Raw genomic sequence first — 14,380 nt, 5'->3', positions numbered from 1 at the left:
TGTGAAATCGCCGTTGTGACAGAGAAGAGGAAATTCTCTGTCACGCCGCTGATGTCGTTCGGGTCTGAGACCGCGTGCCGCTGACGGTGCGTCCACGCCAGGGTGCCCCGGTCACCACCTGGGGCGGTGCGGCCAGGCCCGCTGCGGCATCTCCGCATCGGTTCACCGGCGAGAGCCGGTGTTATCGCTTCTGTCATCAATCCATCACCTTCAGTGACGGCTCTTTCCTGTCTGTCGATGGAAGGCTGTCGATGGCCATCCGACCCGCTGTGCCAGCCGTCGAGGGCCGAGCCGCCCATCAGGGGCAGACATTCCGCCGTTCTTCTTCAGAAGAGGTGTCACATCATGCGAGATGGATTCGCGGATCGAACCAACGACGAGTTCCTGCAAGAGGTGCTGAGCAAGGTCAACGAACTGCGGGCGCGGCACGGATCGTCGTTGCTCACCCTCGACCTGGAGCTCGTGGAGTACTCGAAGTCGCGGGCGTCCTTCATGGCCGAGAAGGGCAATCTCACCCACGAGGGTCTGCGACCGGACACCGGTGAGAACGGGTCGTGGGCGGGCGCCTCGACTGGCCCGACGGCAGGCTCCGGGACCGCTGCCGTCGACTCCTGGTACAGCGAGATCAGCAACTACGACTTCGCCACGGGGAAGGCCATCGACTCCACGAAGGCCATCGGGCACTTCACCGCGCTGGTCTGGAAGAACACCACGAAGCTGGGCGTGGGGCGGGTCGCCGGCCAGGGCACGAAATGGTGGGAGACCTACATCGTGGCCAACTTCTCGCCGCCCGGAAACATGGGAGGCCAGTACGTGATGAACGTGACGTCCGCGAGCTGAGACGCCGACCCCCGGGGGGCGTACCGGTGGTGACCGGTGCGCCCCCCGGGGCTGCCCCCGAACCGCCCTCAGGGCCGAGGCGACGGGTATGCCCGCCCCGCCCCGGCCCGTTCGTCGACGGGAATGTCGCCGTCCCCCGTTCGTCAAGCCGGCGCGTTCCAATCTGGAACGGACTATAGTCGGACGGGACCAATGGAGGTAGCCGGTGCGGCGAGAGGATCTCGCCGATGCGGACTGCGGCATCGCGCAGGCGCTCGGCGTACTGGGGGACTGGTGGACGTTCCTCATCGTGCGTGACGTCGCCGGCGGGACGACCCGCTTCGACGGGCTGCAACGCGAGCTGGGTGTCAGTCGGCGGGCGCTGACAGAGCGCCTCGGCGCGCTTGTCGAGCACGGTGTGCTGGAGCGCCGACCGTACTCACGACACCCGCCGCGCTACGACTACCTGCTCACCGCGAGGGGCGAGGGGCTGTTGCCGGTGCTGATCGCGCTGCAGGAGTGGGGGACGAGGCATCTGATGGGTGACGGTGACGTGACCGCGACGGCCGACGCCGGCTCGGCCGAGGCGCGCCGCGTGCACGACCTGGTCGGCCGACGGTTGCCCGATGTCGTCCTGACCGCCGCCGCCGGGCAACCGGTGGCGGTGGCCGCGACGGGTGCGTGGACGGTCCTCTACCTGTTCCCCGGGGCGTACGCGCCGGGGACGCACGGCTACCCGCCCGGCTGGGCGGAGATCCCCGGCGCCCGTGGGTGCACCCTGGAGTCGACCACCTACGCCGAGCGTCATCCGGACTTCGTGACCGCCGGTGTCCGGGTGTACGGCATCAGCACTCAGCGGCCCGACCAGCTCGCCGACTTCGCCGCGTACGCCGAACTGCCGTTTCCGTTGCTGTCCGATCAGGACGGTCGACTGGGGGCGGGACTGCTGCTGCCGGTGTTCCGCGCGGGCGGGGTGACCCGGTTCAAGCGGCTGACCCTGCTGGTCGACCCGACGGCGGTGGTGCGGGCCGTGCAGTTCCCGGTCACCGACCCGGCCGGCTCGGTGCAGGAGATGCTCGCGGTGGTCGGTGAGCACGCAGGGGCCCCCGGCTGACGCCTTCGCGTCGACCGGGGGCCCTACGAGCCGGCTGGTCCGGGGCCCTGCGGGCGCCAGCGTCAGGCCGGGAGCGTCCAGCGCTGGTTGGCGCCGGCGAAGCAGTCCCAGATCTGCAACCGGGTGCCGTCGGCGGAGCTGTTGTCACTGGCGTCGAGGCACTTGTTCGACTGCGGGTTGCGCAGCGTGCCGTTGGACTGCGCCTGCCAGACCTGCGCGCCGCTGCCGTTGCAGTCCCAGAGTTGGACCTTCGCGCCGTTGGCGGTGGAGCCGCTGGTGATGTCGGCGCACTTGCCGAGGGCGCGCAGCGTGCTGTCGCTGGCCACGGTCCAGGTCTGCGCGTTGGTGCCGTTGCAGCCCCAGAGCTGGACGGCGGCGCCGTTGGCGGTGCTCGCCGAGGCCACGTCGACGCACTTGCCGGCGATCCCGGTGATCTGACCGGTGCGACCGGTCGGCGGCGGGGTGGTGCCGCCCATGATGGTGTCGTACATGGCGCTGAGCAGTGAGGTCGAGCCGCTGGTGTCCTGCGACAGCTCCCAGTTCATCACGCCGCCGGCGTTTGCGAGGGCCCACTGCGTCTTGCGCTTGACCGTCGGAATGCCGTTCCAGCACTGCTGGCTGCCGCCGATGGTGGCGCAGTCCCGGTTGGCGTTCGCCGGGTCGAGTCCGACCAGGTACGAGTAGTTGTAGTAGACGGGGCGGCTGTAGAACGGGATGCCGAGGACGGCCTTGCTGGCCGGCAGGCCGCGGGCCTTCCACAGGTTGATGCTGTTGATCGACCAGTCGTAGTTGGCGTGTGGGCTGCCGCCGTCGTACGCCATGATGTTGAGCCAGTCGACCTGGTTGAACACTGCCGTCTGGACGCCCTGGACGCTGCCGCCCTCGCTGACCACGGCGGCGGTGAGCAGCTTGCCGCGACTGTGCAGGGCGCTGCTGAGCTGCGTCATGAGCGCCGTGTAGTTGTTGGCCGAGGCGCCCGGGTCCGGGTACTCCCAGTCCATGTCGACGCCGTCGAGGTTGTACTGGTTGACGAAGTTGATCAGATTGTTGACGAAGTTCGTGCGGCTGGTGGCGTTGGCGGCGAGTGTCTCGAAGGCCGAGTCGTTGCCGTCGTTCCAGCCGCCGACGGCGATGGAGACCTTGACGTTGTTGGCGTGCCCCTGGGAGACCAGCGAGGAGAGCCGCGCCCCGTCCACCCCTTGCAGGGTGCCGTTGCTGTTGGGCAGGACGAAGGCGTAGTTGATGTGGGTGAGCTTGTTGTACTGGATGGTGTTGATGTTGCCGGCCCAGGAGGGCATGTAGCCGACGCTCTTGAAGTTGTTCGGCAGCACGACGGCCTGCGCGGGGGCGCTGGTGACGGTGAGGGTGGCACCGGCAGTGGCCAGCGCGAGCAGGCCGGCGGCGAGGGCGCGGCGCAGTGGTGAGGACATCGGGGGCCTTCCCGTGGGCGGGGGACGACACCCGCCCGCGCAGGGTTGTCGCGGGCGGGGGGTGCGGGGACGCAGGGACGGGTGGGCCTCGAGGCAGCCAAATCTTAAAGAGTGTTAACTGTCCGCGTCAATCAACGTCGATGGATTTTCCGACGATCGGTGTCGATATGGGGTTTGCCCAAACGACCGTTAAGCTGACGGGGTGGGAATCGACGAGCTGTATCCGCCGGATCGGTTGATCGCCGCGCAGCGCGCGACGGCCGCCGCCGGTCTGGACGCCCTGCTGCTCACGCCCGGCTCCGACCTGCGGTATCTGACCGGGTACGACGCCCACGCGGGGGAGCGGCTGACCTGCCTGGTACTGCCCGCCGAGGGTGAGCCGACCCTCGTCGTGCCCCGGCTCGAACGCCCGGCCGCCGAGGCGTCCCCCGCGCCGGCGACCGGAGTGCGCATCGTCGACCACGTCGACGGCAGCGACCCGTACCCCCTGGTCGTTGCCGCCCTCGACGGCCCGGTCGCGGCGGTCGGGCTCGCCGACCGGATGTGGGCCGAGCAGGTCCTCGGCCTGCGCGCGGCGCTGCCCGACGCCGCGCAACGGCTCGCCGGGGAGGTGCTGCGCGAACTGCGGATCCGCAAGTCCCCGGCGGAGGTCGCGGCACTCGCCGAGGCCGGCGCGGCGATCGACGAGGTGCACCTGCGGATGGGCGAGTGGCTGCGCCCCGGTCGCACCGAGGCCGAGGTCGCCACCGACATCGCCGCGGCGATCCGCGCCGCCGGGCACGTCACAGTCGACTTCGTCATCGTGGCGGCCGGGCCCAACGGCGCCAGCCCGCACCACGGCACCTCCGACCGGCCGATCGGCGTCGGCGAGCCGGTGGTTGTCGACATCGGCGGCACCATGGCGTCGGGCTACCGCTCGGACTGCACCCGCACCTACCTGGCGGGCGGGTCGGCGCCGGCCGACTTCCTGGACTACTACGCGGTGCTGCGCGACGCCCAACGCGCCGCCGTCGAGGCGGTGCGGCCCGGGATCACCGCCGCGGCGGCCGACGCCGCTGCCCGCGCGCCGATCGCCGCCGCCGGCCACGGTCCCGCGTTCCTGCACCGCACCGGCCACGGCATCGGCCTGGACGGGCACGAGGAGCCGTACCTGGTGGCCGGCAACGACCGACCCCTCGACGCCGGCATGGCGTTCTCCATCGAACCGGGCATCTACCTGGCGGGCCGGCACGGCGCCCGCATCGAGGACATCGTCGTCTGCACAACGGACGGCGTGCAACGGCTCAACACCACCCCCACGGAGCTCATCGCGCTATGACTGTCGACCGGATCCTGCCCACCGACGAGGCCCACGACCTGCTGGGTCTCGCCACCGAGCTCGCCGACGGCGAGCTCGCGCCGAAGGCCGCGGCCTTCGAGGAACGCGCCGAGTTCCCCCGCGAGGTGCTGCGCACACTGGGCCGCGCCGGCCTGCTCGGCCTGCCCTACCCCGAGGAGTACGGCGGCGCGGCGCAGCCGTACGAGGTGTACCTGCAGGTGTTGGAGATTCTGGCCAGCCGTTGGCTCGCTGTCGCCGAGGCGGTCAGCGTGCACACCCTGTCCTGCTACCCGGTGGCGGCGTTCGGCAGCGACGAGCAGCGCAAGCTGCTGCCGGACATGCTCGGTGGCGAGTTGCTGGGCGCGTACTGCCTCTCCGAGCCCCAGGGCGGCTCGGACGCGGCGGCGCTGACCACCCGGGCGGATCGCGACGGCGACGCCTACCTGGTCTCCGGCACCAAGGCGTGGATCACCCACGCCCGCACCGCCGACTTCTACAACGTCTTCTGCCGCACCGGCGGACCCGGTCCGAAGGGGATCTCCTGCCTGCTCGCCGACGCGGGTACGGCCGGCATCACCCCGCAGGCGGCCGAGCGGACGATGGGGCTGCGCGCCTCCCCGGTGGCGCAGATCGCCTTCGACGACGCGCGGGTGCCGGCCGACCGGTTGATCGGCGGCGAGGGGATGGGCTTCACCATCGCCATGTCCGCGCTGGACTCCGGCCGGCTGGGCATCGCGGCGTGCGCTGTCGGGCTGGCCCAGGCCGCCCTGGACTACGCAGTCTCCTACGCCCGGGAGCGCCAGCAGTTCGGGCGCTCCATCATCGACTTCCAGGGGCTGGGGTTCCTCCTCGCCGACGCGGCCACCCAGATCTCCGCCGCCCGCGCGCTGACCCTGGCGGCGGCCCGGCTGCGCGACGCCGGCCGCCCGTACTCCATCGAGGCCGCCAAGGCGAAGCTGTTCGCCACCGACATGGCGATGCGGGTGACCACCGACGCGGTGCAGGTGCTCGGCGGCGCGGGTTACGTGGCCGACCACCCGGTGGAGCGGTACATGCGTGAGGCGAAGGTGCTGCAGATCGTGGAGGGCACCAACCAGATCCAGCGGATGGTGATCTCCCGGGCACTGGCCAAGGGCTGACATCGGCACGTGGTGGTGGGCCGCGGTGGGTGCGTCACGGCCCACCACGGTCCGCCACTCGGGTACCTCGTCGCCGTGCGACGGTTTTCCCGGTAGGTTGCACGCCGTGGAGGAGATCGACCGCGCTATCGTCGCCGCGCTGACCGCCGACGGCCGTCTGTCGTACACCGACCTGGCCGAGCGGGTGGGGCTGTCGGTGTCCGCCGTGCACCAGCGGGTCCGTCGGCTGGAGCAGCGCGGGGTGATCAAGGGGTACGCCGCCAGGGTGTCGTTCGAGGCGCTGGAACTGCCGCTGACCGCTTTCGTGGCGATCCGGCCGTTCGATCCGTCGCAGCCGGACGACGCCCCGGAGCGGCTGGCCCACCTGCCGGAGATCGACTCCTGCTACTCGGTGGCGGGGGAGGACTTCTACCTGCTGCTGGTGCGGGTGGCCAGCCCCACCGACCTGGAGCGGGTGCTCCAGGAGATCCGCACCTCGGCGAACGTCACGACCCGGACGACTGTGGTGTTGTCCACGCCGTACGAGAACCGGCCGCCGAAGATCAGCTCTGCGGCACCGAGTCGGTCGCGGTCCCGGGCGCCGGAGGAGCCGGCTGGTTCCACCGCAGGATGACCTGCCGGCCGTGTTCGTGACCGAGCGCGCTGACGGTGGCGGTCTCCAGGCGTAGCCGTCCGCCGGCGGACGGGGGCAGGCCGATCCAGCGGGCACCGAGCACCCGCAGGCTGTGCGCGTGCCCGACCAGCGCGACGGTGCCACGGTCGAGCAACGGCGTGACGCGGGCCAGCACCCGGTCGAGCCGCTCGCCCACCTGCGCGGGGGACTCTCCGCCGGGGCAGCCGTCGGTCCAGATGTTCCAGTGCGGATCGTCGTCGTGGATGTCGACTGTGGTGCGGCCCTCGTACTCGCCGTAGTTCCACTCGCTGAGGTCCTCGTCGACGGTGTCGACGGTGAGCCCGGCCAGCTGCGCGGTGCGCAGCGCCCGGGAGCGGGGGCTGGTCAGCACTGTGACGAAGCGCCGGCCGGCCAGGAACGCGGCCAGGGTGCGCGCCTGTCGCTCGCCGTCGGGGGTCAGCTCCAGGTCGGTGTACGAGGTGTGCCGCAGGCTGGCGCTCCAGGTGGTCTCGCCGTGCCGGATCAGCAGGAGCTCTCCCATCCGGTCAGTTAACCATCGTGGGGCGGTGCCGACAGGCGACCCTCCCACTACCTATCTTCCTAGGATGCCTTAGTGGGTGTGCCGACCGGCACTGCCGGTTTCGGCACCCGGAGACCGGGCAAGCGAGCCGGGACAACCGCCAGACCGAGGAGGCGCGATGAGCTTCACCGAGAAGGCAAAGAACAAGGTTGAGCAGATGGCCGGCGCCGCGAGGGAGCGCGTCGGCGATATGACCGACAACGAGCGGATGCGTGGCGAGGGCGCCAGCCAGCAGAGCGACGCGCGCGCCAAGCAGGCCGGTCAGAACGTCAAGGACGCTGGTCGCAACGTGAAGGACTCCTTCACGAAGTGACCTGAGCGGTCCACGGGTCCCCGGGCGCACCGTCGCCCGGGGACCTGTCGTGCCGGGGTTACCGCGCTGCCCTCTGCGCCGCGATCTTGCACTTACTGCTCCGACATAAGGGATATTCAAACCGATCTTGACAACGGAAAGTGCAAGATCGACGGGTCGGGCGTGAGTGGACGGGGCAGTGAGACGTTTTCGCGTCTGCGATGATCTGCGGCGTGATCCGACCCCGGCTCCGCCCACTGTGGTGTGGCGTACTGGTTGCGGCGGCCGTTGTCGGCAGTGTCGCGTGTACGGCGTCCCGGGTACCACCGCCGGAGGGGCCGGTCTTCGTCGGCTCGTCCGCCTCTGCGGCCGCGCCGCAGGCGGTTGCGACGCCGACGGCTGCCGCCACCCCACAGGGTGCCCCGACGCCGACGGTTGCGGCTGTTCCGGGGGCGACGCGGGTGGGGAGCAGGGCGCCGGTGGTGGATCACGGGCCGCGCACCGGCGCCACTGTCGCGCTGACCTTCGACGCGGACATGACCGACGGGATGTTGGCCAGCCTGCGGGCCGGCCGGGTGAAGTCGTACGCGAACCTGCGCATCCTCGACCTGCTGGAGCGCGAGCAGGTGCCGGCGACGTTCTTCCTGACCGGCAAATGGGTGAAGCGGTATCCGGACGTGACCCGGCGGATCGCCGGCAACCCGCGCTTCGAGTTGGCCAACCACACCTACGGGCACGCGGCGTTCACCGCCGACTGTTATGACCTGCCCCGGCTGCCGGTCGACGAACTGGCCGGCGATGTGGCGAAGACGTTCGAGGTGATCGCGCCGTACGGGGGTCGGCAGACCCGGTACTTCCGGTTTCCGGGGTTGTGCCACGACGCGGCGGCGTTGGACGCGTTGGCGCCGCTGGGTGTGACAGTTGTCGACGGGGATGTGGTGAGCGGCGATCCGTTCGCGACGGCGTGGAAGCCGTTGGTGCGGGCGGTGTTGGACCACGTACGCCCCGGCTCGGTGGTGATCATGCACGTGACCGAGGCGAACGCGGCGATGACCGATGAGGCGTTGCCGCACATCCTGGCGGGGTTACGGGAGCGAGGGCTGGTGCCCGCGCCGTTGTCCGAGGTGCTGGCCGAGGGCTGAGGCTCAGCTTCCCTGCACGTCGTCGACGGTCAGGACGATCTTTCCGCGGCGGGATCCGTGCTCGGCCGTCTGGTGCGCCTCGGCCGCCTTCTCAAGCGGGAAGGTGGCTTCGATGGGCACCCTGAACCGGCCCTCGGTGAACAGTTCGGCTGCGGCGGGCAGGCCGTGGCGGCCGTCGGGTTCGCCGGCCAGTTGCCCCATGGACAGGCGGACGCCGTGGGTGGGGGCGGTGAAGTCGGCCAGGGTGAGCACCGCTGTCGGGTCGCCGGTGAGGTGGAGCAGTTCGGGCAGGGACCCGGCGCCGGCGACGTCGAGAGCTCGGTCGATCCGGGTCACGCCCAGGGCGTCGAGGCGGCCTGTGAGGTCGGGGCCGTAGGTGACCGGTGTCGTCCCGAGTTGGCGGAGGAGGTCGTGGTTGTCGGCACGGGCGGTGCCGATGACGTGGACGCCGCGGGCGGTGGCGAGTTGGACGGCGGTGCTGCCGACGCCGCCGGCGGCCCCGTCGACGAGGAGCGTCATGCCGGGCCGTAGGTCCAGCATGTCGAGGGCCCGGGTGGCGGTCTCGATGCTGGTGCCCGCCGCGCCCGCCTGGGCCCATGGCATGGTGGTGGGTTTGTGCGCCCAGAGTTGTAGTACCGCGAACTGTGCGCTCGCGCCGCCGAGTCTGGCCAGCTCGACGATGCCGAAGACGTCGTCGCCGAGGGTCACGCCGTCGACGTCGTCGCCGATCTCGTCGACGATGCCGGCCGCGTCGACGCCCGGGATGTGTGGCAGCGGCAGTTGGGCGCTCATCGGGGTGCGGCCGGAGCGGAGGCCGACGTCGACGGGGGAGACACCGGCGGCCTGGACGCGGATGCGGATCTGGCCGGCCCGGGGCTGTGGTGCGTCGGTGCTGCCGAGGTGGAGTACCTCGGGACCGCCGAACCGGTCGTACTGCACGGCGAACATCAGGGGCTCCTCTGCCTGGGAAGACGGGGTGATGGTCGTACCGTAGGCCGGAAACGGAGCAGGCGTTCCGCTGTGGGGTCAAGTGAGAGGGAGGCCGGTCGGAGATGTCTCAGATGCAGCGTGCCGATGCCCGGTTCAACCGTGACCGGGTGGTGGCGGCGGCACGGGAGGCGTTCGCGTCGGCGGGGCTCGAGGTGCCCATGCGGGAGGTGGCGCGACGGGCGGGGGTGGGTGTGGCGACCCTGTACCGGCACTTCCCGACGCGTACGGAGTTGGTGGCGACGGTCCTGGCCGAGCGGGTGGACGACTGCGGTGTGCGGATGCGCCGCGCGCTCGACGACCCGGACCCGTGGCGGGCGCTGTCCGGCGTGGTGCGCGAGTTCGCCGAGCGGCAGATCCATGACCGGGCGCTCAACGAGGCGTTGTTGGGGCCGGGTGAGGTGAGTGCGGCGTTTCAGCGGGAGCGGCGGGAGCACGCGCAGGCGTTGAACGTGCTGGTCGGGCGGGCTCGGGCGGCGGGTGTGCTGCGCGACGGCGTCGACGCGGACGACGTGCGGGCAGGCCTGTTGGCCATCGCGTCGCTTCGGCGGTTGCCGGCGGCGACGAGCGCCCGGGTGATCGGTCGAGTCGCCGATCTGGTGCTCGCCGGTATCCGCGCCTGACCGGTGTGGGCTGTCACAGTTGTCGTCGCAGCGGACATGGACTGGATGTGAGCTCAGGGACAGAGCAGGACGAGGACCGCTTCCGGTGGGTCTACGCCGAGGACTTCGAGGCGTTGTTGGCGTACGCGTTGCGTCGGGTCGCGCATCCGGAGGATGCGGCCGACGTCGTCGCCGAGACCTTCCTGGTGGCGTGGCGTCGCCGGCAGGACATTCCGGTCGGCGGTGAGGCTCGGCTGTGGCTGTACGGGGTGGCCCGGCGGGTGTTGGCCAACCAGCATCGTGGTGGCGTTCGCCGGCAGCGCCTCGGTGAGCGGTTGCGCCAGCAGATCGTGGTTTGGGTCGCCGATCCGGGGAGTGAGGTGCCGGAGCGGCTTGCCGTTCGGGCGGCGTTGGCGGGTCTGGCCGAGGTGGACCGGGAGGTGCTGATGCTCACCGTGTGGGAGGGGCTGCGGCCGCATGAGGTGGCCGCGGTGCTGGGGGCGACTCCTGCCGCGGTGCGGACCCGGCTGGCGCGGGCGCGGGCGAGGTTGCGGGGGCTGGTCGGTGACGACCCGGGGCCGCCCGGACATGTGCTGGATGTGTTGACCGCGCCTACCCGTACGGAGGACTGATGAGCGGCGATGAGCGTGTTGACCGGCTGGTTCGGGATGCCGACCCGGGTGGGCTCGGTGGCGTCGGGGACCTCGCAGGGGTGAAGCGAACCCTCTTGGAGGAGATCGTGTCCGAGTCGGGGGTCGAGAGCGTCGCCAGGATTCCGCGGCGGCGGTTGCGGGTGCGTCGCTTCGCAGGCGTGGTGACGGCGGCAGCGGTGCTCATGAGCGTCGTGCCGGCCTCCATGGTGTTGCGGGGGCAGGCCGAGGGCGGTGGGGTTTCTCCGATCGTCGCCCCGGCCGAGGGGGTCGTCTTTTCGCCGTTGGTGATGGCGGCGGCGCAGCGGAACCCGCGGCTGCTGATCGATCGGTCTGGCTGGAAGGTGACTGATCTGTCGGGGTTCACCGAGGAGCTGGGCATGATCCGTTTTCGCCGGGGTGGGCAAGAGTTGGAGATGAACTGGTATCCGGCGTCCGGTTATGCGGGTCGTTATGCCGATCGACTCCAGGTGAATCGGCCGAAGTCGGTGCGGGTCGATGGCTGGCCGGGTGACCTGTTCGAGTATTCCGGCAGTGATTTTGCGGTGCTGACGCGTCCCCGCGAGGACATGTTCGTGGAGATGAGGACCTCCGGGGACTGGTCGCGTAAGGAATTCGCTCGGGTTCTCGCGGACATCGTCCGGGTGGACGCGCGGACGTGGTTGGCCGCGCTTCCGGCGGAGATGGTCATGCCGGTGCGGGAGCGGGCGGCGAAGGTGCTCGCCGACGTGCCGCTGCCGCCCGGGTTCGACGTCGCGGCGTTGGAGGACATTGGTGTGAGTGACTCGTACCATTTCGGTGTGGGTGTGACGTCCCGGGTCGGCTGCGGGTGGATCGCGGAGTGGCAGCGGGCGAGGGCGAGCGGGGACGAGGCCGGGGTGCGGCGGGCCGCCGACGCGTTGCGGAGCAGTCACGGGTGGCGGATGCTGCGGGACATGGACAAGGCCGGCGACTGGCCAGAGGTGTTCTGGGAGTACGCCGACGAGATCGCGGCCGGGACGTTGCGGGCAAGCTATTCGCAGGGTCTGGGCTGCGCCTGACCACGGAGTGCGCGACACCCCCGGGAGTGGTCTCCCCGGGGGTGTCGTCGTCGGTGGGTCAGTCGTCGCGGTGGTCGTTCCACCACTGCTGGCCGTCGGCGGGCAGGGTGTCGATCGGGTCGTAGTAGGCGTAGCGCTTGTTGAGCGCCTCCAGGTCGGCGGATTCGATGGAGGTGCGGTAGTTCTTCGTCCAGTAGGAGATGCCGCGCTCACGGTCGTAGTCGGTGAGCATGTGCACCCAGCGCTTACCGACGAAGGGGACGTCGCAGACGATGCGGGGGGTGGCGTAGCCGGGGAGGTAGCCCATGATGTCGTGCTGGAGTTGCTGGGCGTGCCAGACCGGGACCCGCCAGTGTTCGGCGTTGGGGATCATGTCGCACATGTAGAAGTAGTACGGCAGGATCCCGGCTTCGCCTTGCAGGGCGAAGCAGAGGTCGAGCAGTTCCGGGGTGGTGGCGTTGACGCCGCGCATGAGGACGCCCTGGTTACGGACGTCGCGGACGCCGACGTCGAGGGCGGTCTGTGCGGCCTTGGCGACCAGTGGGGTGAGTGACTGGGCGTGGTTGACGTGGGTGTGGATGGCGAGGTTGACGCCGCGGCGGGCGGCGGTGCGGGCCACCCGCTCCAGGCCCTCGACGACGTCGGGCTGCAGCCAGTGTTGGGGCAGGCCCATGAGGGCCTTGGTGGCGAGCCGGATGTCGCGGACCGTCTCCAGTTCCAGCAGGCGCATGAGGTACGACTCGAGGTTGCGCCAGGGGACGTTGGCCACGTCACCGCCGGAGACGACAACGTCGCGGACGCCGGGGTGGGTCTTGAGGTAGGCGATGTGGGCGTCGTAGCGGTCGACGGGCTTGAGGGTGAGTTTGAGTTTGTCGACGGCGGGGGTGGAGTTGCCGACGAGGTCCATGCGGGTGCAGTGCCCGCAGTACTGGGGGCAGGTGGAGAGCAGTTCGGCGAGGACCTTGGTGGGGTAGCGGTGGGTGAGCCCTTCGGCGACCCACATGTCGTGCTCGTGGAGGCTGTCGCGGCTGGCGTAGGGGTGTGAGGGCCAGTCGGTGCGTCGGTCGGAGGCGACCGGGATCATGTAGCGGCGGATGGGGTCGGCGAGCAGCGCCTCGGTGGTGAGGGTCGCGAACGGCACCATCGTGTTGATCATTTGTGGTGGCACCAGCATGGACATGGTGGCCATGGCCGACTGGTCGGCTTCGAGGTCGGCGTAGAAGGTTTCGTCGATCAGGTCACCGAAGACGGCGCGGAGCTGCTTGATGTTCTTGACGCAGTTGACGCGCTGCCACTGGGCGGATTCCCACTGGTCGCGGGTGACGTGGCGCCAGCCGGGGAAGCGGGTCCAGTCGGGTTCGACCAGGGGGCGGCGGTGGTACTCGTAGGGCTGCCCGGCGGTCGGTGTGGCGGCCGGGACGTGACGGGGGTGCGGGATGGTCTGGGTCACGGCCCCTCCTCGGTGTTACGGCTGATCATCGAAGCCCGAAGGCTACTGGAAAATATTCGGTACAGAAACTAGTCTGCCGTAAGTTTTCCCGTTACGCGAGCCTTGACCGGGGCTTCGGGCGGCTGGCAGGGGGAGGTTGGCGTGACGTCACCGGTGGGACTGCACCGCGTCGTGCAGCCGGCGGGGGTGCTGCCGCAGGCGGCCTGGCGCCTGGACACGTCGGCGGCGATCGCGCCGAACGAAGTGCGGATCCGGGTGCAGCGACTCAACCTGGACGCGGCGAGCTTCCGGCAGTTGTCGGAGAAGCACGGCGGCGACGGTGACGCGGTCCGCGCCGAGGTGCTGGAGATCATCGCGACCCGGGGGAAGATGCAGAACCCGGTGACCGGTTCCGGCGGGATGCTGATCGGCACTGTCGAGGAGGCCGGTCGACGGTCCCCGCTGGGGCTCCGGGCGGGGGAGCGGGTCGCGACCCTGGTGTCGTTGACGTTGACGCCCCTGGTGATCACCGATGGGTTGGCCCGCTGGGACGGGCGCAGCGAGCAGGTGCCCTGTGACGGGTGGGCGATCCTGTTCGCGCGCTCCATCGCCGCTGTGCTGCCCGACGACGAGGACCCGCAGTTGTCGCTCGCCGTGCTGGACGTGTGCGGGGCGCCCGCGCTGACCGCCCGGGTGGTGTCGCGCTACGTCGAGGAGCGTCGCCGTAGCGGTGATCCGACGCCGGTGCGGGTCGCGGTGATCGGTGGGGCGGGTAAGAGCGGGTCGCTGTCACTCGCCGCGGCGCGACGGGCGGGCGCCGCGCGTACCGTCGGGGTGGTTCCGGTGGCGGCGGAGCGCGACGCGCTGACGGCAGCCGATCTGGCGTCGGTGGTGGCGTTGGCCGACGCGCGTGACCCGGTGGGGTTGTCCACTGCGGTGACCACCGCGCTGGGGGTGCCGGCGGACGTGACTGTGGTCTGCGTGGACGTGCCGGGGTGCGAGCACGGGGCGGTGTTGGCCACCGCCGACGGCGGCACGGTGATCTTCTTCTCGATGGCGACGAGCTTCTCCGCTGCCGCGTTGGGCGCGGAGGGGTTGGCGGCGGACGTGACGATGCTGGTGGGCAACGGGTACGTGCCGGGGCACGCGGAGTTGGCGCTGGGGCTGCTGCGGGCCGAGCCTGGGGTGCGTCAGCTGTTCGCGGCGCGGGTCGCGGCACACTGAG

15 protein-coding genes are annotated in these 14,380 nt (G+C 70.5%); 11 read left to right on the top strand and 4 right to left on the bottom strand.

The genetic code is table 11. The annotated features are described in order from the left end of the window. The first annotated feature begins 345 nt into the window (after positions 1-345). Positions 346-840, top strand: a complete 495-nt coding sequence (locus AB0C19_RS21055) for a CAP family protein (RefSeq protein ID WP_357187811.1) — start codon at positions 346-348, stop codon at positions 838-840. 205 nt (positions 841-1,045) lie between these two features. Then, positions 1,046-1,933, top strand: a complete 888-nt coding sequence (locus AB0C19_RS21050; RefSeq protein WP_357187809.1) for a winged helix-turn-helix transcriptional regulator — start codon at positions 1,046-1,048, stop codon at positions 1,931-1,933. Positions 1,934-1,995: 62 nt separating this feature from the next. Here the strand turns inward: AB0C19_RS21050 and AB0C19_RS21045 are convergent, their stop codons facing one another. Beyond that, positions 1,996-3,363 (bottom strand): glycosyl hydrolase family 18 protein, encoded by a 1,368-nt coding sequence (locus tag AB0C19_RS21045; protein WP_238685567.1) that lies wholly within the window; start codon positions 3,361-3,363, stop codon positions 1,996-1,998. A gap of 202 nt (positions 3,364-3,565) precedes the next feature. Between AB0C19_RS21045 and AB0C19_RS21040 the strand changes: the two genes are divergently transcribed. The 3 genes from AB0C19_RS21040 to AB0C19_RS21030 all read left to right on the top strand — a co-directional run bounded on the left by AB0C19_RS21040 (position 3,566) and on the right by AB0C19_RS21030 (position 6,433). Next, entirely contained in the window at positions 3,566-4,681 is a 1,116-nt protein-coding gene (locus tag AB0C19_RS21040; RefSeq protein ID WP_357187807.1) for a Xaa-Pro peptidase family protein, read from the top strand. Further along, entirely contained in the window at positions 4,678-5,820 is a 1,143-nt protein-coding gene (locus tag AB0C19_RS21035; protein WP_357187805.1) for an acyl-CoA dehydrogenase family protein, read from the top strand. The genes AB0C19_RS21040 and AB0C19_RS21035 overlap by 4 nt, the downstream gene beginning before the upstream one ends. Before the next feature lie 106 nt (positions 5,821-5,926). Further along, positions 5,927-6,433: an Lrp/AsnC family transcriptional regulator gene (locus tag AB0C19_RS21030; RefSeq protein WP_357187803.1), complete on the top strand. Its 507-nt coding sequence runs from the start codon at positions 5,927-5,929 to the stop codon at positions 6,431-6,433. Here AB0C19_RS21030 and AB0C19_RS21025 read toward each other — a convergent pair. Further along, positions 6,363-6,974 (bottom strand): histidine phosphatase family protein, encoded by a 612-nt coding sequence (locus tag AB0C19_RS21025; protein ID WP_357187801.1) that lies wholly within the window; start codon positions 6,972-6,974, stop codon positions 6,363-6,365. The genes AB0C19_RS21030 and AB0C19_RS21025 overlap by 71 nt on opposite strands. A gap of 157 nt (positions 6,975-7,131) precedes the next feature. Between AB0C19_RS21025 and AB0C19_RS21020 the strand changes: the two genes are divergently transcribed. Continuing rightward, entirely contained in the window at positions 7,132-7,326 is a 195-nt protein-coding gene (locus tag AB0C19_RS21020) for a CsbD family protein (RefSeq protein ID WP_088989634.1), read from the top strand. 458 nt (positions 7,327-7,784) lie between these two features. Beyond that, positions 7,785-8,447 carry a polysaccharide deacetylase family protein gene (locus tag AB0C19_RS21015; protein WP_145788528.1) on the top strand — a complete coding sequence of 221 codons (663 nt, stop codon included), beginning with the start codon at positions 7,785-7,787 and terminating at the stop codon, positions 8,445-8,447. Positions 8,448-8,450: 3 nt separating this feature from the next. Here AB0C19_RS21015 and AB0C19_RS21010 read toward each other — a convergent pair whose 3' ends face one another. Continuing rightward, the gene (locus AB0C19_RS21010) at positions 8,451-9,395 is read right to left on the bottom strand and encodes an NADP-dependent oxidoreductase (RefSeq protein WP_357187798.1); all 945 of its coding nucleotides are present in this window, start codon (positions 9,393-9,395) and stop codon (positions 8,451-8,453) included. Between the two features lie 113 nt (positions 9,396-9,508). Here AB0C19_RS21010 and AB0C19_RS21005 point away from each other — a divergent pair, with 113 nt between their 5' ends. Genes AB0C19_RS21005 through AB0C19_RS20995 form a run of 3 tightly spaced genes read left to right on the top strand, consistent with a single transcriptional unit; the run spans position 9,509 to position 11,726 of the window. Beyond that, positions 9,509-10,057, top strand: a complete 549-nt coding sequence (locus tag AB0C19_RS21005; protein WP_357187796.1) for a helix-turn-helix domain-containing protein — start codon at positions 9,509-9,511, stop codon at positions 10,055-10,057. A 47-nt stretch (positions 10,058-10,104) separates the two neighbouring features. Then, positions 10,105-10,668: an RNA polymerase sigma factor gene (locus AB0C19_RS21000; RefSeq protein ID WP_357187794.1), complete on the top strand. Its 564-nt coding sequence runs from the start codon at positions 10,105-10,107 to the stop codon at positions 10,666-10,668. Beyond that, a complete protein-coding gene (locus tag AB0C19_RS20995; RefSeq protein WP_357187792.1) occupies positions 10,668-11,726 on the top strand; it encodes a hypothetical protein in 1,059 nt (352 codons plus the stop codon). Before AB0C19_RS21000 ends, AB0C19_RS20995 begins: the two co-directional genes overlap by 1 nt. 58 nt (positions 11,727-11,784) lie before the next feature. Here the strand turns inward: AB0C19_RS20995 and AB0C19_RS20990 are convergent, their stop codons facing one another. After that, positions 11,785-13,176, bottom strand: a complete 1,392-nt coding sequence (locus AB0C19_RS20990; RefSeq protein WP_357187790.1) for a lysine 2,3-aminomutase — start codon at positions 13,174-13,176, stop codon at positions 11,785-11,787. Positions 13,177-13,329: 153 nt separating this feature from the next. Here AB0C19_RS20990 and AB0C19_RS20985 point away from each other — a divergent pair, with 153 nt between their 5' ends. Further along, the gene (locus AB0C19_RS20985; protein WP_357187862.1) at positions 13,330-14,379 is read left to right on the top strand and encodes a zinc-binding alcohol dehydrogenase; all 1,050 of its coding nucleotides are present in this window, start codon (positions 13,330-13,332) and stop codon (positions 14,377-14,379) included. Position 14,380 lies beyond the last annotated feature (1 nt).

The sequence above is a fragment of the Micromonospora sp. NPDC048842 genome (genome assembly GCF_040649935.1).
Taxonomy (GTDB): domain Bacteria; phylum Actinomycetota; class Actinomycetes; order Mycobacteriales; family Micromonosporaceae; genus Micromonospora; species Micromonospora hortensis.
The sequence above is the reverse complement of the archived record's forward strand: the minus strand, read 5'-3'. Positions and strand labels throughout refer to the sequence as shown.

Bases quoted from the DNA above. Each gene is read 5' to 3' on its own strand.
- AB0C19_RS20995 (WP_357187792.1), top strand. From the start codon at position 10,668: ATGAGCGGCGATGAGCGTGTTGACCGGCTGGTTCGGGATGCCGACCCG.
- AB0C19_RS21025 (WP_357187801.1), bottom strand. From the start codon at position 6,974: ATGGGAGAGCTCCTGCTGATCCGGCACGGCGAGACCACCTGGAGCGCC.
- AB0C19_RS21005 (WP_357187796.1), top strand. From the start codon at position 9,509: ATGCAGCGTGCCGATGCCCGGTTCAACCGTGACCGGGTGGTGGCGGCG.
- AB0C19_RS21010 (WP_357187798.1), bottom strand. From the start codon at position 9,395: ATGTTCGCCGTGCAGTACGACCGGTTCGGCGGTCCCGAGGTACTCCAC.
- AB0C19_RS21020 (WP_088989634.1), top strand. From the start codon at position 7,132: ATGAGCTTCACCGAGAAGGCAAAGAACAAGGTTGAGCAGATGGCCGGC.
- AB0C19_RS21035 (WP_357187805.1), top strand. From the start codon at position 4,678: ATGACTGTCGACCGGATCCTGCCCACCGACGAGGCCCACGACCTGCTG.
- AB0C19_RS21055 (WP_357187811.1), top strand. From the start codon at position 346: ATGCGAGATGGATTCGCGGATCGAACCAACGACGAGTTCCTGCAAGAG.
- AB0C19_RS21045 (WP_238685567.1), bottom strand. From the start codon at position 3,363: ATGTCCTCACCACTGCGCCGCGCCCTCGCCGCCGGCCTGCTCGCGCTG.